Consider the following 20,951-nt stretch of genomic DNA (forward strand, 5'->3'; position numbering starts at 1 on the left):
TTTTTATGAAATTCGGAATGAACTCACAACTTGATGCAAATCTTGAGCAATACCAGCAAGACTTTCAGCAGAAGCTGTAATCTCTTCTGTTGACGCGAGACTGCTCTTCCGTTGCAGCCGCTACCGACTGAGCGGTCCCTGCAGTTTGCTGCGCAACAGATCCAACATTTGCTACGGTTGCCGATACTTCTTCTGAGCTTGCAGCCATTTGCTGTGCCGCTGCAGCTGTTTCTTGAATCATGCTGGCTACTTCTTGCGATGCGTTGACGATCTTACCGAATGCGAGCTCCGCGATCCCTACTTCTTTAAGACCTTCCTGCACCTCCGACTGTCCAGTATTCATAACTATAGCAGCACGTGCGGAGTCTCTTTGAATGTTCGAAATGAGTTCGGAAATATCACGTACAGAATCATCCGTCTGTGACGCTAACTTTCGGACTTCACCAGCTACAACAGCAAAACCTTTTCCACTTTCCCCGGCACGAGCAGCCTCAATGGCAGCATTCAAAGCAAGAAGATTGGTTTGCGAGGCAATATTTCCAATTAACGTTGAGATTTGACCGATGCTCTGCGTATGTTTTTCCAGCTCTTTGATGACTTTGTTTGCAGCGTCCACAGAATGACTCACGGCCTGCATCTTGTTCACTACACGTTCCATCGAATGACTCCCTTGCTCAGCAAGCTGCGTTGCAGAAATCGATAAATCAGATACATCCGATGTTGTTTCTGCAATCCGTTGAATACCTGCAGCCATTTCTTCCATCGCTCTGCCGCATTCCATCGAGCTTTGGGCCTGCTGATCAGCTCCAGTTGCGAAATCCTGAACGGCTGCTGCAACATGCTGCGAGGCAGATGTATTCTGCTCAGAGCTGGCAAACAACTGCTGAGACGATGCTGCTACGCTATTCGAGGCTGCCATCATTTGCTCTACCGACTTACGTAAATGGCTAACCATTTGATTAACAGAACCGACTAACACGCCAATCTCGTCTTTATTTTTTACGATGATAGGTTCAACCGTAAGATCCCCATTCGCTATCCGAGTTAAGGCTTGTGAGGCTATACGAACAGGTGAGGAAATGTTTCTAACAAGTATGTAGCAAGTAATTAGCATGAAAGCAATGATGACACTAAGCACAATAAGTGATGTGTTCACACTTGTTTTGTATACATTCAAGCTTTCCTGCTCCGCTTGTTTTCCTCCCTCTTGATTAAACACAACCATATCCGCCATCGTTTTTTGCGCTTTACCAAAAGCAGTTGCCATCACCTGAAAGCTATCTGCTGCTTCCTTTACTTTACTTGGATCCGAGGCATTTTGTTTATTTTTCGCAAAAGCAACCTTGAAATCTTCCCAATTCTTAGTAAGTTCGGTGAAGTTATTGGCATCTTCTTCCCCGGCGAGGGATTCCTTATAATCTGCTAACAATTTATCAATACTTGCGATTGATGCTGCCATTCCAGCATCTAGTGGCTCTTGCTTCTTTACATCTGGTTCTAATTTCTTCTGGTTGTACACAGCCAATAGATGCTCCGAGTTGTAGTGAATCTCTTCAATAATTTGAATACCCATCATCCAATTGCTAGCTAGCTTCTTGGTATTATCCTTCAACGCGCCCATTCGACTCATATCTGTCCAGCTTAAACCCCCAATCATCAGAAAGATGATTGCAAATACCATAATCATTTTAGTTCGCACTGTTAGTCGCATGTGCCAATTCCTCCCAAATAATAAATGAATGATTCAACTATGATGTATACTCAATTCATCGGCTACGATCATCATAAACTTTATTCATTAAATTTCTTACCTTACATTCATTGTGAAACTGTTAGATTTGCTAACAGTTTATAATTTTCACGGAGGTTACTCATGTCATCATCTTTACGTTTCAAACTTGTCTCATTGCTTGTTCTTATCACTTGCATTCCCCTAACTGTTGTAGGGCTTACAAACTACCGGCTTTCGAGAGATAAACTGATTCAACAAATGAAGGAGCAATCGATAACTTCTGTTTCCAATTCCGCGCAAAATTTATACGATTTCTTATCCATTCGTTTGGCCGAAGCGGAACTACTAAGCCGGGTAGATGTTATGAAGCATGGGACACTTGAGCAGCGGCTCCAATTTTTGACCAAAGAATTAAAAACAGGCGCTAATCGCTATCATTCCATGGGAATTATTGATCTTAATGGCTATATGACTCTCACTACCGGACAAACACTTTATGCAGCAGGGGAACGAAGATTCCAAGAGGCTCTAAAAAGGAAAACCTTCATCTCTGATCCTGAAATCAGTAAAATAAACGGGAAATACATCATTTCCATAACCGCACCTGTCTTTAATGAGAAAAACGAAGTTACGAGCATCATAAACATTTCGCTTGATGCGGAACAAACCTTTTACGAGCATCTTCATACCCCCTTGGAGAAGGGCGAAATACTTGTCGTGAACCAAGAGGGATTCATTCTGTATCATACCGATACGCCTCAAATTTTGAACCTTAATATTTTCAGAGAATACCCTTCACTTGTACCAGCCTTTCAAAAAGCGTTGCAGTCGAATCAAGGAATTCTAGATGAATCTTATTATGGCGGCCCAAAGGCTCGGTGGTTTTATGCGCGTGTACCTCAATTAGATTGGTACCTCGCTTACTCCATGCCCCTTTCCGCTTTCGAAGCCCCAACGAGCCCCTTGCTTTGGTCGACTATCGGCTTAATTGCAATGACGGCTGTGGTCATTTTTTTCCTCATTTATTTGACGACTAATACACTGATTATTAAACGCATCAAGCAGATTCTTCATGTCACAGAATCAGTCGCTGCAGGTGATTTCTACATAAAACCGCTTGTTTTCAAAAGCAAGGATGAGTTGGGTGCTCTTGCCCATTCTGTGAATGGAATGATTGAAAACTTACGTGAACTATTCGAGCCGTTCGAAGCTTTTATTCATCACAATCAATATGCCATGATCGTGACCGATCCTTCCTTTACCATTAATCATCTCAACACTAGAGCCGTACAGCTTCTTGGCTATTCTTTAGCAGAAGTTCATAAGAAAGCAACGCCTCTTCTGTGGTTGGATCAAGAACAACTGATTGAAAGAGCCGCGCAATACTCGTCTGAGCTTGGGGAATATGTTCCAGCTGATTGTACAGCCCTCGTGATTCGTTCATTACGTCACCTCAAAGAGGATTCTGAATGGACTTGGCATCACAAAGATGGCACTCGTTTCTTCGTTCAAGTTAGTGTCAGCAGCATTACACATCCGAATGGTGAGCTGAAAGGGTTCGTATTCATCGCTCGAGACATTAGCGATATTAAGGAGAGCAACGAGTCTAGGGAGAGGCTGTTAACGATTGTAGAAAGTGCGCGTGATTCCATTCTCTCATTTGATGAGAAAGGCTATATTTTCTATATGAATCAAGCATGCAAGAGCATAATTGGATTAGACAAACAGCAAACCGTCGGCAAACATTTCAGTGAGTACGTAGATATCCAGAATGATATTAATTTTGAAGAGGGCTTGCTTACAGCCATTCGGGAAGGATTCTGGGAGTTCGAAGCAGAGGTCCTAACGAAGGAACAACGGCAAATATTCATTTCCGTGATCATCGTGCCCCATTGCCCAGCAGACAAAGATGAGTGTTATTTCTCTGCCATTACGCGCGATATTACGGACCAAGTGCATTCCAAAGAGGAGCTCATTCGAGCGAAGCAAGAAGCGGATGAAGCCAATCTGGCTAAAGGGATTTTCCTGGCTCGTATGAGCCATGAAATTCGGACACCGCTCAATGGAATCGTCGGACTCTCCTACTTGATGGAACGAACGATCATGTCTCCGCTACAGCGTGATTATATAAGTAAAATAGCGAAATCCTCGGTGTCCCTTTCCAATATTATTAATGATATTCTGGACTTCTCGAAGCTCGAGGTGGACAAGCTGGCCATAGAACATCATGCGTTCCAGCTAGATGAGACCATTGACCGTGTCTGTGAAACTCTTAGCGTGCTGCTTGGCCACAAGCCGGTTGATTTTATTTGTGATATCCGTGACAATGTGCCGCTTGGACTTATTGGGGATTCACTGCGCATGTATCAAGTTTTGCTCAATATTACCAGCAATGCGATAAAATTCACGGAGCAAGGAACAGTCACGCTGCGCGTTTTTTTGGAACAACTTCGAGAAGAAGAAGTCCAAATTGGCTTTACTGTCAGCGATACAGGCATCGGGATGGATGAAGAGCAGCTATCCAAGCTGTTCCAGCCGTTTGTTCAAGCAGATGAAGTAACGAATCGAAAATTCGGGGGTACGGGCCTCGGTCTTGTTATCTCCAAGAACATCATTGAGAATATGGGCGGCACCATCGAGGTGTCAAGCCAACCCGAGCATGGCAGTGAATTCCGGATTAGCTTGCCTTTCTCGTTGTCCTTACAACCAATGAAGTCTCAGGAAAACCTCCCGCTGCGCACATTAATTGTGGAAGACCACCTTGATCTGAACCAAGTACTTGTCCATACCCTTCAATCCATGTGCACAGAAGCAGCCGGCGTTTATTCTTGGAAAGAAGCAAGGAATGCCATTGAAGTTATTCCCGTAGATGTGATCCTGCTTGATATGGAAGCTTTTGATATGTACGGAGAGGAAGTATGGCTCGGCATGCTTGAAAAATGCAATCGAATGAACATTCTAACGATTATTTACACCACTTTATCGGGCAGGGATGCCTTGGAGCAGCTGCCTGCAGCATGGGCTCCGCATGCCATCTTGGTCAAACCTATCTCACGGATCGTACTGTACCAGACGCTGCAAACACTAACAGGCACACATGCCGATAAGGAACTCCTATCTACGACAGACTTGATACAAACAGCAGAAATAATGACAAAATTCAATCGCATTCTGTTAGTCGAAGATAATGAAATTAATCAGACGGTAGCTCGTTCGTTACTGGAAAGCCGTATGAATTGTGACGTTCAATTGGCTTCCAATGGTTTCGAAGCATTAAATGACTTAGAGAATAACGAGTATGACTTGATCTTAATGGATATCCATATGCCCGTTCTAGAAGGCATTGAGACTACCAAACGAATTCGTCTTGAGCCTAAATGGAGGCAAATTCCTATTATTGCATTAACTGCAGACTCTACTTTGGAGAAGCGTTTAGATTGTATTCGCGCTGGTATGAACGAAGTGATCTCCAAACCTATCATTCCTAGCCGATTGTTTGCAGCCATCGATGCTGTTCTTAGCGAGAAGAATCGGATGGCTGTCCCTGGACTAGATATGGAAGAAGCACTTGGACGGCTTGGCGGAAAAACCGAGATCTATCACGAAATGCTTCGAACATTTTATAGTCAATCCGCTCCTATGATTTCGCAATTAACCCTTGCGATTCAGAAAGGGGATTATGCTGAAGCCATAAGTCAGCTGCATGCGCTGCGCGGCTCTTCCAGCAACCTGTCTGCCAATCGCGTATTCGCCGCGGCAACTGTCCTAGAAGAAATGTTAGAACATAACGCTGGGTCCGATGAAACAAATACCAGCATGATCCAGAACCAGCTTCAATCGGTTGCCATTGCTCTGGAGGAAGTTTTTCATTCTATCCAAAAATTGCTGTTAGATTGAAAAATACGCTGATTTATGTCACTATATGCTTATGCTTTTTTTCTGTTTGAGCATGCAATTTATATGTATAGGTGGTTAAGTTAATCATGACAGTAGAAGGCGCTCCATATCGCATTTTGTTGTATTATAAATTCGTTACCGTCATAGATCATGAAGCTTTGGCTCAAGAACATTTGGCTTTTTGCAAAAAACTCGGAATCAAAGGCCGTATCCTCATCGCTCCCGAAGGCATTAACGGCACGCTTTCAGGAACGGTTGAGCAAACCGATGCTTACATGGCGATGATGCGTCAAATGCCACTATTCAAAGACATGATCTACAAGATAGATGAAAGTGAACAGCATGCTTTCAAAAAGCTATTCGTTCGTCCTAAAAAGGAACTTGTCACCTTCCGGCTTGAAGAAGACGTGAATCCGAACGAACTAACCGGCACACATCTGAAGCCAAAGGATTTCTACGAGAAGCTCCAGCAAGAAGATGTCATCGTCCTTGATGGCCGTAACCATTACGAGTACGATATCGGACATTTCCGAGGCGCTATTCGTCCTGAGGTGGAAACGACGAAGGAATTCCCTGAATGGATTCGCAATAATCTCCAGGAATATAAGGACAAACCCATTCTGACCTATTGTACCGGCGGTATCCGCTGTGAGAAGCTGTCAGGTTTCCTTTTACAGGAAGGCTTCAAAGAGGTTTACCAGCTGGATGGCGGTATTGTGAGCTACGGGAAAGATGAAGATGTTCAAGGCCGCTTATTCGATGGCAAATGCTACGTCTTCGACGAGCGGATTTCTGTCCCCATCAATCGTACAGACGAAGATATCGTCGTAGGCAAATGCTACCACTGCGGAACAGCAGAAGATCGCTACATCAATTGCGCGAACGATGCTTGCCACTTGAAGCATATCTGCTGTGAAGCCTGTGAAGAGAAGCATAATAGCTTCTGCTCGAAGGAATGCGAAGAGAAAACGATGAGCACGCTTGAGGCTTGATTTTAGTACCGAAACTGGCTTTCCCAAAAGTCATATTGGGAAAATTCAGCCCCCAGTTTGTGAATTTCGCAGTCTGACTACTACTTCCATTGGATTAATCCAGTGGAAGTAGGGATTTGGCGGCCTAAAAGTCAATTCCATTGGAATATTCCAATAGAATCGCGAATTTCGAAGCCTGAGAGTAGTTTCCATTGGAAAAATCCAATGGGAGTATGAATTTCGTTTTGTTCTGAATACCGATTCGAGTGTTCCAAGGGTCAATAGGCCTTAAGGGGCTGTCCTCAAGTAGATTCTCTACTTTTGGGACAGCCCCTTTTGCGGTGCTAACGTACGCTATTTGGCTAAAAGGCGCTTGAATTCGCTAGGAAAGGGAGCCGTTCAACGACAATGACGAACTCTAGACGGTTTCATTACAAGGAGATAGGTTGCTTCTTATTTTGTTACTTTCACCGTAATCTTGTCACTCGAAGTGACACCACCCGCATTGACCAATTCGCTGCGGTACTCATACACTCCAGTCGATGAATACTCGTTTGTGGAAGAACTGCTTGTAAACTAATTAAGTCGCTCGCGGAGAACCTAAAGGGTACCTCGCCCAATATTAGCTCGTGCGCAGATTTATTAAATTATTTGGAGTAGCTTGTTCTTTATCTGTAGTCGGGGATGGGTATGAGGATTAGGTTAACATCTTTTGATGCAAAAAGTACAGCTAATCTCACCTCTATCGACGTATTCATGAGAAAACATGCAAAAAGTGCAGCTAATTCAACGAATAAAAGTATATTCAAGCTATAATGCTGATATTTGATGTACTAACTCCTAAATGCATCTTTTCTACTCAAATCGGTAAAAAACTCATAATTTACTGCACTTTCTGCATCTGTTGCTGTAAACACGATCGGTTTCTGACAACCCAACTAAAAAGAACCTCCAACAACTCCAGCCGGAGTTGTTAAAGGCCCTTTTTCCAAAACGTAATCTCTTACTTCGTTACTCACTTCATCGCTCGCTTAGTTTCTTTCATCGTTACTTACTTCATCACTCTCAGTTACTTACTTCGTCACTCACGTCATCTCTTACTTCGTTACTTTCACCGTAATCTTGTCACTCGAAGTGACACCACCCGCATTGACCAATTCGCTGCGGTACTCATACACGCCAATCGCTCTGCCGGCAATCGTCGACACTGCGCTTTGTGCATTTGGAGAAGCAGTGTTCAAGGTCTTGGTATCGATCAAGATGCCATTTTCGTATAGGCGATACTCGGTAGCATTGGTGCCCCACCACATGTTCATCGTCACCTTGTAGTTGCCATCTCCATCCCAATTATCTTGAGATAATACCGGTTTACCTGGCAATGCGTCTGTAATTTTGACCACAAGTGGGCTGCTGGTTGTCGTTCCGAAGGAATTAATAAGTTCACTCGTATAGGTGTAGGTACCGTTCGCTTTGCCTATCACATCTACTTTAGCCACTTGTGCTGCCGGGGACGCATCCGTCAAAGTTTGCGTACTAATGAGCACGCCATTTTCGTACAGCTTGAACACGGAGCCGTTATTCCCCCACCACATGTTCATCGCGACGGTGTAGTTACCATCTTTTAATCCAGTAGCATAGCCACTGTTATCTGACAAAACGGGCTGACCAGGTGCCCCAACCGATAACGGCTTCACAACCGTAATAGTCACAGCATTCGTTTGTACTGTTTTACCATTCATGGTAACGAGAGCTGAAATTTGCGCAGTACCTTCAGCCAAAGCGCTAACTTTACCTTGTGCATCTACGGTAACTACCGCTCCATTACTTGTGTTGTAGGCAACTACAGCACTACTAAGATCAGCAGGCGCTCCGTTGCTTAATGTGCCTGAAAGGTGAGTAGCCGTTGTTTCGCCTGGCTTCAGAGACACCGAGTCAGCAGCAAGGGTAGCTTGAGTGAATGTAACGCTCGCACTCACGTTGAAAGTTTGTGTCGATTGCACCAAATTGCCTGCTGCATCCACTACACTGTATTGCACCGTATGTGCACCTAGTGCCAGACTACCTGCAGCAATGGTTTGACCGCTGTTAATCACAGCGCCATCCAAAGTCAACGTCTGCGCAGCCACACCGGAGTGTGCATCTGTACTGTTCAAATCAAATCTCAGTGTATCTGCATCTGTTACATTTGCCACTGCGTGACCAGACTCCGTCAAAACAGCAATGGGTGCTGTTTTATCCAATTTCACCTGCAAAGATTTCGCCGCTTCCACATTCCCTGCGGCATCTGTAGAGAAATATCCAATCGTACTCGTTCCTTCGTTTTGAATAACAATAGGTGCTACGTAAGGAGCTGCAGTCCCACCATTGATACTGTATTCGGTCCCCACCGCACCCGCTGAATCATCCACCGCTGTCAAGGTAACCGTCACATCTTCTTTAAACCAGCCTTCGCTATTTGGAGCACCCGACAATGCCGCTGTCGTCACTGGTGCCATTGCGTTCCTTTCGATGATGAATGAAACCGTCTGAATGCTCCCTGAATTGCCTTCCTGATCTACCGATCTGAAGCTGATATGATAGGAGCCATCCTGCTCAAACGTGATCGGTCCCGTGTATGCCAGCCACGTATTCCCGCTATCCAGACTGTATACGGACTGTGTAACCCCCCATAATGTTTGCGGAGCAGACAAAGTGACCGTTACCGGATTCATGTATCGCCCATTTTGTCCATCCGGCTGTGAAGGCGATAAATTCGATGTCGTAGTTGGTAAATCTGCGCCAATCACTTCAATTTCCAACAATCTAGCGTCCGTATAGCCCGCTGCACCAGAGGCTTTCGTTATGTTCATTTTTATTTTCTTGGTGGAAATGGGGGTACTCCACTTCATAGAATTGTACAAACCACCGTTAGCATCATAGGTGTTATTAGTTACAGTCGCTGCGGTTGTCCAATTGGCCCCATCCCAATACTCCAACGTATAGTCTTTGATTTGAAATCCGTTGCCTCCGATCAATCCGCTCCAGACGTTAATGCCCTTAATCAACTTATCCTCCGGCCAATCCATCTGAAAGTAATGCGGTTCGCCGCTTAAAGAAAGCCATCTGCTGCTGTTGTCATTTTTAATTCCGTCTACGGCCTTATTTGCACTAAATGAACCATTCGTCGAATCAACAGCTAATACAGCGCTTGGCGCAATATTTTTATATCGATCTGTACCGAATACTTCGATTTCTAACAATCTGGCGTCCGTATAACCGGCTGCACCAGAGGCTTTCGTTATGTTCATTCTTAATTTTTTGGTAATAATCGGAGCATCCAATTCCAATATGTTATAAGAACGAACATTGGCGTCATTTTTATTATCGGTAACGGCGGCCGCCGTCTTCCACTTTTCTCCGTCCCAGTATTGAATCGTATAATCTTTGATTTGGAACCCGTATCCACCGATTAGTCCGCTCCAAACTTGAATACTACTGATCAATTTGTCCGTCGGCCATTCCATCTGAAAATAATGCGGCTCTCCGCTTAAAGAAAGCCATCTGCTGGCGTTGTCATTTTTAATGCCATCTACCGCTTTATTCGCACTGAACGAACCATTAGTGGAATCAACCGATAATATAGCGCTTGGCGCGATATTGATTAACGGTTCTATTGGATAAGCAATCGATAGTGGAGAAGTATCTGTGCTCTCTCCACTGTCATTTAACGCTGAAATCACATAATAATTATGCAGTGCCGGATTTGCGCTAGTATCTTTGTAGGTACTTCCTGTTACTCCTGTCGCTACAGTCGTATAAACGCCTTTTAGACTCGTACTTCTTTTGATAGCATAACCAGTTGCATTATCCAATCTCACGGATAACCGGTCGAAATCAGCTTGCTGGTTGTTCGTGTAAAGACCTATTTTTCCGGAAAGAATCGGATGACTTCCATCCGTCACTGAAGCTATTACATTTGCGTCCCTATATAGGGTCAACTTATCGCCTGATACCTCAAGCCTAAATTTATTACTCGTATTTGCTCCAAGAATAAAATAGGGGTCCGCTATTGGTTCAGAAGAAGCCAAAACCGCTTCTGCCCCCTGAAATCGCTTAACAATTTTATATTTTTTCTCTTGAGAATCGTAATAAGCATAATAGTAATTATTGTTGTCCACATATCTTGCGGCCACGCCATAGTTACCCGTAACGGAACCAGGCGCTACGATGCCAACTTCAACAACATAGTCTTTCCAAGTGCTGTCTCCAGCAACACTCATTCCATAACCGGAAGAATTACTGCTTCGGTACACGTTGGTACTGCCAAGACCGCCTTCCGTACTATGAACAATCCCCCATTCACCGTTTAATACCGTCCATAAACCGTCTCCAAGTTCAAAGTTTTCATAAAATCGCTCTGAATACGAGGGGCTCCAGCTTAAATCGACTCCCGTTCCGGTTGCGGAGGCTTTTACAGTGTGAGGAGAATAGGGCATATTCCCCCTCGGAACCGCGCTGTATTCGCTAGAGTTTAATCCTTCTCCCATACCGTTATACGCGGATACCGTAAAATAATAGGCAGTATCATTGGTTAATCCGGTCATTTCGTAGCCTATAGAATTGCCAACGTCTTTAACCGTTATATTGTTGCCAGATCCTGTTCTAACCGTTACATAATATCCGGAAGCGTTGGCTGAACTATTCCAATGGAGTACAACGGAACCTTCCTTTGCTTTCGGGCTTTCCAGCAATGGTGCACTTGGCTTTGCAAGCTTCGCAGCTACTTCATTCGAATTAACACTTGAACCTGCACTATTCTTAGCGCTTACCGCAAAGTAATAGGTTGCCCCGTTGGATAAGCCCGTCACGGTATAGTTCTTTGACTGGCCTGCATTTATCGTATTTGTATAAACGCCGGGTGTCGTCCCATACTTCACGACATAGCCTGCTGCAAGCAGCGAATCAAGCCAAGTGAGCTCAACCTGACTATTACCGACAATAGATCGAACAATACGAGTAGGCTGCGGCAGTTGTCCTCCGTAAGCATCCCATTCTACTCTCATCACACTGTATGGAGGAATCGTTACCGGATTGAGTGTGCCTTCCGTTTGAATAGCAATAGCATTAGGATTTGCCAGTGTATTTTTTAATTCTGGGTCTGTAGATGAAATATACGTTTTCGTCATATTGGATGCTACCGGTACTCCATTCATGTTGATTGTTGCGGTATGAGTACTGTCCGATTTGTTTGTGATCACAACATAATTTTTATTGTTTTTCCCCTTATAGGCCTGCGAATATAAAGCAGGTATATTACTGCCTGAATACTTGTTAACCTCTGCCCCTCCCGTAGTCGTTGTTTTCCATAGGTGGGAACTGTTATTGATGGCTTCATAAGCGATTTGCAAACCTAAAGCGGCACCGCTTTTATAAATGCCGAAATCGTAACCCGTTGTATCTAATGTCGTCTTTTTTTCATAAGCATCTCGCATGGCGACAGCATAGTTATTGGTAGGTTGGGTGCCAAACTGCATCATCGCATGAAGAAGTACACGTTTCACATTGGGATGGCTCGACAATCTGGTCGTATATTCAGCGGCGAATATGCCATTATACAGCGTTTTTATCATCCCGGATGTGGATAAACTGGTCATCGTTGAAGGAGTCGTATTAAACTCGCTTATCGTTACAGGCATATCAGGTCTTCCTTTGGCAAGGTAATAAGAATCGATATACGAATTGGTGCGCTCGGCCAAGGCGGAATTCAGGTCTTTGCGCGCTTGATCGAACGTTGAATACCGATCACCGCCCCGATAAAAATGGTAGGATACGCCATCCCAATATTTGTTCGGATAAGCAGCCAGTTCTTTATCCCACTCGGCTTTTTCGCCTTGAGAAAACATGACGTTAATCTGTGCTTTCGAATCTACCGATTTGATTGCATCATAATACGGTTTCATTTTATCCGCATAATCCGTTGCAGTCGGAAAAAATTTACTGAATAAAAAAGCTTCGTTGCTCAGCTCGTAGGCGCTAACCTTAATATGATTATCCTTGCAATATTTCGCAATCGCCATTGCCGTTTCTGGCGTATCGGTGAATCCATTGATAATAATCATGGTTTCTCCTTGCACTTGATCCAGAAAATATTTCCAATCCTGAAGATTTTGTTTGTCAGGCTTGGCTCTCAAAATTTGCCCGTCGTTAACGGCAGCATGGAATGTAGGCATTTTTCCGAAAAATTGCGATACCCATTCGTCATCGTCATCCCCTCTCCTAATGTCGAAATAGTCACTATCCGTCCCGGAGGGAAATCGAAACACACGGCTATTCAATCCTTTTGCCAAATCGATGGCCGTTTGATCCGTGTATAAGATGCCATAAGTTTGAAAATCCCCATTATATCCCCCGAAGTTTTCACTTAAGCTCGATTCAACATTCGAGTCTATATTAATGATGGCTGTATAATCTGCGGCATGAACGAGATTTCGTTGATCTATGAATATTCCCAAAAGTAGAGCGAGTAAAATGAATGCGCTTACAATTTGCTTTCTAAATTTTTTCACTTTCACATTACATTCCCCTTTCAATTTACGTATAAGTGCCCAGCTTTTAACAGAGCAAATCAGATCACCTTTGCTCCAACACCCACTGCGACCACAACCGGTATATAGGAAACAGGAGGCTTAGCTGAAACTTCAACACTCGCTTGCACATGGTTAACCATGATTAAATCTACATCCTCGGAGTTAATCTCATTATAATCCGTTGAAACAGAGGAACTAGTTTAACTTTAGTTTCATCCAAAACTCAAAAAATAAGCCGGATCACATTCACTCTGTTTGAGCTGTTAATTCGCTAAATTATTTAATCTACTCTACTTATTTTCCAAAACCAAATAATTAGTTTCGGAGTGGATGAAGTTGTTGAGCAATCCGGCGTGGCAAAAATGACTCTTTACAAACACTTTCCTTCTAAAAACGATCTCATCAACGAAGTCGTACTCAAAGGGGGGGAACTTTGGTTACACTGGTTTATGAGCACCGTCGAGCGATTAGCTTCTGATCCCGAAGAGCGATTGATTGCTGTTTTTGACGCAATCCATTTATGGTTTGAAGCCCCCCATTTCAGAGGCTGCGGGGCCATCAATATCGTAACCGAGCTGGCAGAACCAACGCACAGCGCCCATTTATCTTCCAGAACACGGAAATCGGATGTCTATAACTATATTCGTCAGTTGGCTGATCAGGCAAACTTACAACAACCCGACGATCTTGCGAGACAATTCATGCTGTTGATTGACGGAGCTACCGTAAATGAGCTTCTTTATAGAAACCAATTATCCGCTAAGGATGCCAAAGCAATAGCCTCCCTTCTTTTAGATCATTATAAGAAGAGAAGTTAACTATTCTATTCTGGTCTGGCCTTTTCTGCCGTATTCCAACATGGGTACGGAGCCATACCGTCTTCATTCCCAACCCAACGTATCATCGGTTCAAGTTTGGACGCTTTCCGAAAAGAACACCATAATAATATCCACTCCCCGCTGTGAATTTCAAAAAAGCGGTTGGCATCACGCCGACGCAATCTCGACAAAAACAACCTCCCAAAGACTAGACGGCCCGCGGGAGGTTGTTTTCAAGATTCAAATAAAAGTATCAATTTCGGTTAGGCGTAATAAGTCACAATTTGAAACGGAAATTACTGAAATACAATCGTTGTATTCAAACTCATGTTCTGCGTTTTCTCCTGATAAGTTCCCGAGTAATAAAATTAACATTCGATACATTACCTTGCATTTCTATATGCCCGGAAATGACATCTGTAATAAGTATGTCTTGTCTTTTATAATTTTTAATATAAACATCTTTTACATAAGAATCACTATCTATACCTTTTAATAAAGCTTTCTGTTCTCCACTACCCTGATACGTGACGTTATCTAGCGTAATGTTTTGTATGATTCCTCCATCTAAATCACCGGGAAACCGTTCATCCGTTCTGAATTGAAACACGGTGGCTTTGTAGGGATCTCTGAAAGCGTCTATTCTTATATCTTTGAATACGATATTTCGAATATCATTCCCCCCGTTTGCCCATAACTTCAATACGCCAGTGAATTTATCAATCACATAAACCCCTTGTTGATTAAGCACATCTATATTTTGAAATGTCAAATCAGTTATATGGGCACCTGGTTCACTTCCCAAACCTATCAAAATGGTATGTGCGTCATCTCCCCATAGAACACTATTTTGAACCGTATTAAAGGAAGTGGGGCCATAATGATACATCACAATATCATCATCAGGCGTTCTAATAAATACACCTGTAATTAGACCGTGACTTGATCCACTAAAATGGATGCCATCCGCATTCACTTCGTAAGCAATAATATGAATGTTTTTGACGATCGGTCTTGTGCAAAAGTTCATAACAACTGCCCACATCGTTGGATCTATAATCGTGATTCCTTCCAAGAGGTTATCACTACCGCTGCTTAACCAAACGGCGCCTGTTCGGCCTTCGCCAGGTTGAGGGTTCGTATGCTGCAATTGACTGCCGTCCAATATGCCCCGACCTCTTATCGTCACACGATTCACTTCATCAGAAGAAATGGATCCATAACAAACGGAGCCGGGCGCCATATATACCGTAGTGTTGTTTTGGGAAATAAAGAAAGACTCGCCAGAATGCCAATTCCCATAATTTGAGCTTGTGCCATAATGCGTATGTTCATTTCCGTCGACTGCGTGAACGTAGCTCGGCATAGCTCCCGCTACCCCGCGATTCAGAGCCAGATTTATCGTACCGCCGGTTTCATAAACCTTAAACTCACTGATTGAATTACTGAACACCCAACCTGTAGGAACATTACTTCCCAAAAGCATGAGCCTCACATATCTAGCTTTTCTTGGCGCAAAAGTCTTTGTCACATATCCCGTAAGCGTATTACTTGTACCATCGTAAGCAATCGTATACGATTCACTTTCATTCACTTTTGTTTCCACTAGAAACCTATTGGGATACGAATGAGGTTCCATGCCTACGCCTTGCATTTTAATCATAGACTGCCCGAGATCAATTCTATCAATTGAATACAGGGTCCCAAGATCAACCTCAACCCAGGAACCTTTTGGCAGCGTATGAAAGCCTGGTTTAAAATAATACGTATCTTTTCCAGCGGGTAATTGCAAAGGAATTGCATCTCCTGGATGAATGAGATACACATTTGGATCGATCTCAGATGGCACATTGGTTTCCAACGGATTGGTTAGAATATGTAAGTTTTCCGTGTTCCAGCTATCATTGATACGTATAACGATTTTGCGTGGAGAAGCATCATTTTGTGCAGTTGAAAAAATAAGGCTCTTCCCCATTTGTGTCGCATTGATTCCGTATGAGTTCGGCCTGATATCATAGCAATTAATGGTTTCACCATGATAAGTGACTTTCACGTCTATGGAACCAGAGAAGTCGAAATTGACCATCGAAGAGTTAAAAGTAGTCCCATCTTGATGACCCAATTTTACGTTATATACAAATAAATCGATCCAAACAGACTCATCCGATGGCTTAACCTGAACCGTAAAAGTAGGGTTCGTTGCAGTACCTACCGGCGGAGACCATACATGAACAATATTCGGCATTTTTCCTCCTATGAAACTTAGATATGATACGAAACTAATTTGTAATGATTACACTGTCAAAATAAAAGATTCCGCCTGTAGGTGCCTCGGACGATACAAAACCTACTCTGCCTATATCATTGGTAGCTGACTCAAGCGATTTATTCGCATTGATCAGCACATTATCGACGTACAAGTCAAAAGTGTCTGTAGTCGTATTGATAATTAGCTTCACATCGTACCATTGATTGATGTTGTAAGGCATTAAGGCTGTCCAGACATTACCGTTGTTGCTGTATATATTTCCGCCGCTATCGAAACCAACTTGGGTAAGTTCTGTTCCTGCGGAGTTGTATATCGCCATCGATTTCCAGTTGGTTTTATTGGATATGTTCATTTTGGCTTGTACCGTCACGATTCCGGACATAGCGCTTATGGACTTATAAGAATTGACGATGCTGCTTGTCGTCTTGTACATTTTCACACTTTTATCCGTCGAACTCGGTACCGCTTGGACAGTGGCTCCCGATGTGCTCGTCCACTCGCTTGGCGCGTTCCCGATCGTATCCGAGTTGAAATCGCTATCAACAATCGTATGCAGAAAAGAAACCTTCACTTGATCAAAATAATAAGTTCCCGAAGCAGCTTCACCCGAGGTAAACATTAAAGCGCCAACATTGTTTGTCAATACTTCAAGTGACTGGTTAGATATTTTGAGAACACCGTCAATAAAAAGGCTGTATCGATCCGTTGCGGTATTTAATTCTACCTTGACGTCATACCATTGATTTGTACTGTAAGGCATTAAAGCGGTCCAGACCGAACCATTATTGCTGTAGATGTTGCCTGCCGAGTCAAAACCGACCTGCATAAGCTCCGTTCCCGAGGCGTTCAGCACAGCTAACGATTTCCAGTTTGTTTTATCGACTATTTTCATCTTGGCTTGCACAGAAACGATACCGGACGATGGGGGTATGGATTTGGAACTGCTTATGGCAGCGCTTGTCGTCTTGCTCATACGCACACTTTTGTCGCTCGCGCTCGGATCTGGCTGTACCGTTATTCCTGAGCTGCTCGTCCAACCATAGGGCGCGTTTCCAGTCGTATCGCTATTGAAATTGGCTGTATAAGAATAATTGACATTCGATACACTGCCCGTACTCATTATATTGCCAGAGGTCTGATCCGTAACAAGACTGCCATTTCTTGTATAGTTGTTGATATAAATATCTTTGACATCATTCGTACTGCTTGCGCCAGACAATAAAGATGTCAATTCTCCACTGCCCTTATAGCTGATGTTATCTAACGTGACGTTGGAGATTTTGCCATTCCCTTCTCCAGCGAATCGTTCATCTGTTCTAAATTGAAATACGACAGATTTGGCAGGATCTCTGAACGCTTCTATTCTTATGTCCTTAAATAAAACATTTTTAATTTCGTTTCCGCCATTTGGCCATAACTTCATCACACCATTAAATTTAGTAAGATCTACGACCCCTTGTTGGGCAAGGACATCCAAATTTTGAAAAGTTAAATCCGTTATATTCGCATTAGGCACCGTTCCTAAACCGATGAGAATGGTATGAGCATCATCTCCCCACAGAACACTGTTCTGAACCGTATTAAAGGAAGTCGGGCCATAGTGATACATCACAATATTATCGTCAGGAGTTCTTACAAATGAGCCTGTAACCAACCCGTTATTACTGCCAGAGAAATGGATGCCATCCGCATTCGCCACATACGTTATAATGTTTACGTTTCTTACTGTAGGCCTTGTTGAAAAGTTCATAACGACTGTCCACATGCAAGCGTCTGTAATCGTAATGCCTTCAATGGTATTGTCACTTCCGTTATTTAACCAAATAGCGCCTGTTCTTCCTTCCCCGGGACTTGGATTCGCGTGCTGCAAAAGGCTGCCATCCAGTATGCCACGGCCTTTGATCGTCACATTACTCACGCCATCAGATGAAATGGATCCATGTACAATTGCACCTGGTTGCATATAAACCGTTGTATTATTTTTTGAGATATAGAACGACTCTCCCGGGTGCCAGTTACCATATCCATTTTTTGTACCAAATGTGGTCATTGTGTTTCCATCGAATAAATTGATGTAACTAGGGAAGGCTCCAGCTATGCCATGGTTTAAAGCTAGGTTTGTTGTCCCGCTAGCTTGAATAACCTTAAATTCAGTGACCGTATTACTAAATAAATAGCCTGTATTTACATTGCTTCCCAATAGCTTTAGCCTAACATATCTCGCATTGCGCGCTGGAAACGTCTTGGTTATAGATCCTAGAAGCCCATTGTTTGTCCCATCATAGGCTGTCGTATAGGCGTCGCCTAAATTCACTTTCGTTTCGACGATAAACTTATTCGGGTACTCCGGGCCATTCGTGTATAAGGGAGCCTGCTCAAGACCGATCTTATCGATCGAATAAGTCGCGCCAAGATCAACCTCCGCCCATGAACCTTTTGGCAGCGTATGTTCACCTGCTTTAAAATAATAGGTATCTTTTCCAGCGGGCAGCTCCAGTGGAATTGAATCCCCAGGATTAATCAGATAGACATTTGAAGCCGTTTGAGATGGCGCATTTACTTCGGGCGTATTGGTTAGAATATGCAAATCCCCCGTATCCCAACTATCATTTATACGAACTACTATTTTACGCGGAGAAAGATTGTCTTGTGCTATTGAGAAAGTAAGCGTATTTCCCGTCTGAATGGCATTAACGCCATACGAAGTCGGCGTAATATTATAAGAGCTAATCGTTCCGGAATTGTAGGTTACTTTCACATCTATGTAGCCGGAAAAATCGAAATTTACATAGGAAGAATTAAAATTAGTACCATCCTGATGACCAACTTTTACATTGTATTCATATACATCCATCCAAGTGGTCTCATCCGATGGTTTAACCTGGACCGTGAATGTCGTATTTGCTGCAGTGCCTGTAGGTGGAGACCATAAATTTACTATATTTGTACCTGCGGCCGTAGCATGCGATACACCTATGAGACTTAGAATTGATACCATACTAAACACCAATAAAAATAATGGCAATCGCTTAATAATGAACATATTAATTTCCCCCCGTTTCAAATTAGTGATCAGGTCATCGTAATGGATAATAATCAGGGAACCTAACCGATAGGTCCCCCTCCAACAATTCATTATTTTTTAGCTGTCAATTTCCATGCGTCCAATTGCTTTTGTTTCTCAGCAATAATTTTGTCAATGCCAGCGCTTTTCAGTCCAGCAACTAATTTAGGAATGTAGACTTCTGGGTCCACTGAACCAGACATAATAGCTTGTTGATACTGCTTGAGCACGCTGCCGCTCGCTGCCACTTCCTGCGTTAGAGATTCCGAATTCCAGGCAAAACCGAGTGCAGGCGATTTATCAGCAGTTTCGTTAAATGTATTGAATTTCTCCCATTTCTTCGGATCTTCATTTGGAAATAAATAAGTTAACATTTGATTTCCCCACATCCAAGGCTCGTTTTTATAACCAACGGTTGTAGCGTCGATTCCAGCCGGGAAATCAATGGTTGTCGCATCTTTTTTCACATAATGAGTTCCTTCAATTCCGAAATCAAACAGATTCAGTAACGTTTTATCACCGTAGAGCAGGTTCAAAAACATCATAGCCCGTTTAGCATCTTTGGAAGACTTAGGAATAGCCGTCATAATTCCCGTCGTATTCAAAGTAATCGGCTTGTTCACCATTTCTTTCTGAATCACCTTAATACCCCAGGTTGAGGACATTTCAGCGTCTTTGCCAGGTTTCAGTTCCGAATACATGGCGAATGCTTTTCCTGCTTGCATGGCGCCAAAGTCTTTAACTGTTGCCGCATCAAGATTCATATACTTAGCCTGATACCACTTACGCGCTAGCTTCGCATAATCCATGAATACTTGGGATTCAAAAATATTAACTACTTTTAATTCCTTGCTAGAACGATCTAAACCACCCAAATAATCACCAAGATTATCAAAGGACGAAGAGCTAATTGCAAAATTACTCATTTGACGCCCTTCTTGTCCAAAGAAAGGAACGATACCCTGTTCGTTGTCTTTAATGATTTGCAACATCGGCTCTATATCTTCGAGCTTGTTAACTTTGCTAATATCAAATTTATATTTATCGACTAATTCCTTATTAAACAAAACACCATCAACACTTGCGAATTCTTTATTCGTTGGAAGTCCATATATTTTACCGCCAATCCTAGTTCCATCTAAGAATTGGGGTTGCAACGCTTTCGTTACATCTCCACCGTAATTAGCAATGAGATCATCTAAAGGCAAGAACGCTCCTTTTGCTACATTTTGGGAATAACCAAGTCCACCGGCAGTCATCATAACATCCATTTGTTCATTTGTAGCAATCATCAGATTGGTTTTTTCGACCCAAGTTCCCCACTCAATCGGTTTCAATTCAACAGTGGCGTTCATCTTGTCGGTTAAATAGGCATTCATTTTGTCTTGAACAGCTTTTAAGTCTTTGGGAATCGCTCCTGTCGCATAAACAATCGTAAGCTTATATGGATCCAGTTTAGAAGATGAAGTCTTGTTGGTCTCCTTCGTACTTTCCGTGCTGCTTTTTGCGTCATTCTCCTTCGTTGTTGAAGGACTACAGCCCGAGATTATGACACCTAATGTAAGAATTGTCACCATCATGCCGATATACTTTTTCATATTTACCAAGTCTCCCCCGAATGTTTTTCATTCAAC

At 43.0% G+C, this 20,951-nt stretch carries 8 protein-coding genes and 2 pseudogenes; 3 read left to right on the plus strand and 7 right to left on the minus strand.

Features of this window, described 5'->3' with window-relative positions; genetic code table 11:
* Positions 1-64 precede the first annotated feature (64 nt).
* Entirely contained in the window at positions 65-1,711 is a 1,647-nt protein-coding gene (locus ACBP55_RS30330) for a methyl-accepting chemotaxis protein (RefSeq protein WP_464646956.1), read from the minus strand.
* 162 nt (positions 1,712-1,873) lie between these two features.
* Here ACBP55_RS30330 and ACBP55_RS30335 point away from each other — a divergent pair, with 162 nt between their 5' ends.
* Together ACBP55_RS30335 and trhO are read left to right on the plus strand one after the other, a co-directional pair.
* Positions 1,874-5,629 (plus strand): response regulator, encoded by a 3,756-nt coding sequence (locus ACBP55_RS30335; protein WP_464646958.1) that lies wholly within the window; start codon positions 1,874-1,876, stop codon positions 5,627-5,629.
* Between the two features lie 86 nt (positions 5,630-5,715).
* A complete protein-coding gene (gene trhO / locus ACBP55_RS30340) occupies positions 5,716-6,621 on the plus strand; it encodes an oxygen-dependent tRNA uridine(34) hydroxylase TrhO (protein ID WP_464646960.1) in 906 nt (301 codons plus the stop codon).
* Between the two features lie 1,076 nt (positions 6,622-7,697).
* On the opposite strand, the pseudogene ACBP55_RS30345 reads toward trhO, so the two are convergent.
* Positions 7,698-9,116, minus strand: a pseudogene (locus ACBP55_RS30345) (OmpL47-type beta-barrel domain-containing protein); the annotation flags it as partial.
* Positions 9,117-9,119: 3 nt separating this feature from the next.
* Positions 9,120-12,809 (minus strand): annotated as a pseudogene (locus tag ACBP55_RS30350) (fibronectin type III domain-containing protein); the annotation flags it as partial.
* 683 nt (positions 12,810-13,492) lie between these two features.
* On the opposite strand from ACBP55_RS30350, the gene ACBP55_RS30355 reads away from it, so the two are divergent.
* Positions 13,493-13,984 (plus strand): TetR/AcrR family transcriptional regulator, encoded by a 492-nt coding sequence (locus ACBP55_RS30355; RefSeq protein WP_464646962.1) that lies wholly within the window; start codon positions 13,493-13,495, stop codon positions 13,982-13,984.
* Positions 13,985-13,989: 5 nt separating this feature from the next.
* Here ACBP55_RS30355 and ACBP55_RS30360 read toward each other — a convergent pair whose 3' ends face one another.
* The 4 genes from ACBP55_RS30360 to ACBP55_RS30375 form a co-directional block, all read right to left on the minus strand.
* Positions 13,990-14,175: a hypothetical protein gene (locus ACBP55_RS30360; RefSeq protein WP_464653583.1), complete on the minus strand. Its 186-nt coding sequence runs from the start codon at positions 14,173-14,175 to the stop codon at positions 13,990-13,992.
* Positions 14,176-14,309: 134 nt separating this feature from the next.
* Positions 14,310-16,229 carry a glycosyl hydrolase family 28 protein gene (locus tag ACBP55_RS30365; protein ID WP_464646963.1) on the minus strand — a complete coding sequence of 640 codons (1,920 nt, stop codon included), beginning with the start codon at positions 16,227-16,229 and terminating at the stop codon, positions 14,310-14,312.
* 34 nt (positions 16,230-16,263) lie between these two features.
* Complete coding sequence (locus ACBP55_RS30370; RefSeq protein WP_464646965.1) at positions 16,264-19,296, minus strand: discoidin domain-containing protein; 3,033 nt, start codon at positions 19,294-19,296, stop codon at positions 16,264-16,266.
* Positions 19,297-19,388: 92 nt separating this feature from the next.
* Complete coding sequence (locus ACBP55_RS30375) at positions 19,389-20,915, minus strand: ABC transporter substrate-binding protein (protein WP_464646967.1); 1,527 nt, start codon at positions 20,913-20,915, stop codon at positions 19,389-19,391.
* Between the last annotated feature and the right edge of the window lie 36 nt (positions 20,916-20,951).

It is taken from the genome of Paenibacillus sp. WG02, assembly GCF_055396115.1.

Excerpts from the sequence above, each read along its gene's own strand:
- ACBP55_RS30335 (WP_464646958.1), top strand. The coding sequence starts at position 1,874 with ATGTCATCATCTTTACGTTTCAAACTTGTCTCATTGCTTGTTCTTATC.
- trhO (WP_464646960.1), top strand. The coding sequence starts at position 5,716 with ATGACAGTAGAAGGCGCTCCATATCGCATTTTGTTGTATTATAAATTC.
- ACBP55_RS30330 (WP_464646956.1), bottom strand. The coding sequence starts at position 1,711 with ATGCGACTAACAGTGCGAACTAAAATGATTATGGTATTTGCAATCATC.
- ACBP55_RS30370 (WP_464646965.1), bottom strand. The coding sequence starts at position 19,296 with ATGTTCATTATTAAGCGATTGCCATTATTTTTATTGGTGTTTAGTATG.
- ACBP55_RS30365 (WP_464646963.1), bottom strand. The coding sequence starts at position 16,229 with ATGCCGAATATTGTTCATGTATGGTCTCCGCCGGTAGGTACTGCAACG.
- ACBP55_RS30375 (WP_464646967.1), bottom strand. The coding sequence starts at position 20,915 with ATGAAAAAGTATATCGGCATGATGGTGACAATTCTTACATTAGGTGTC.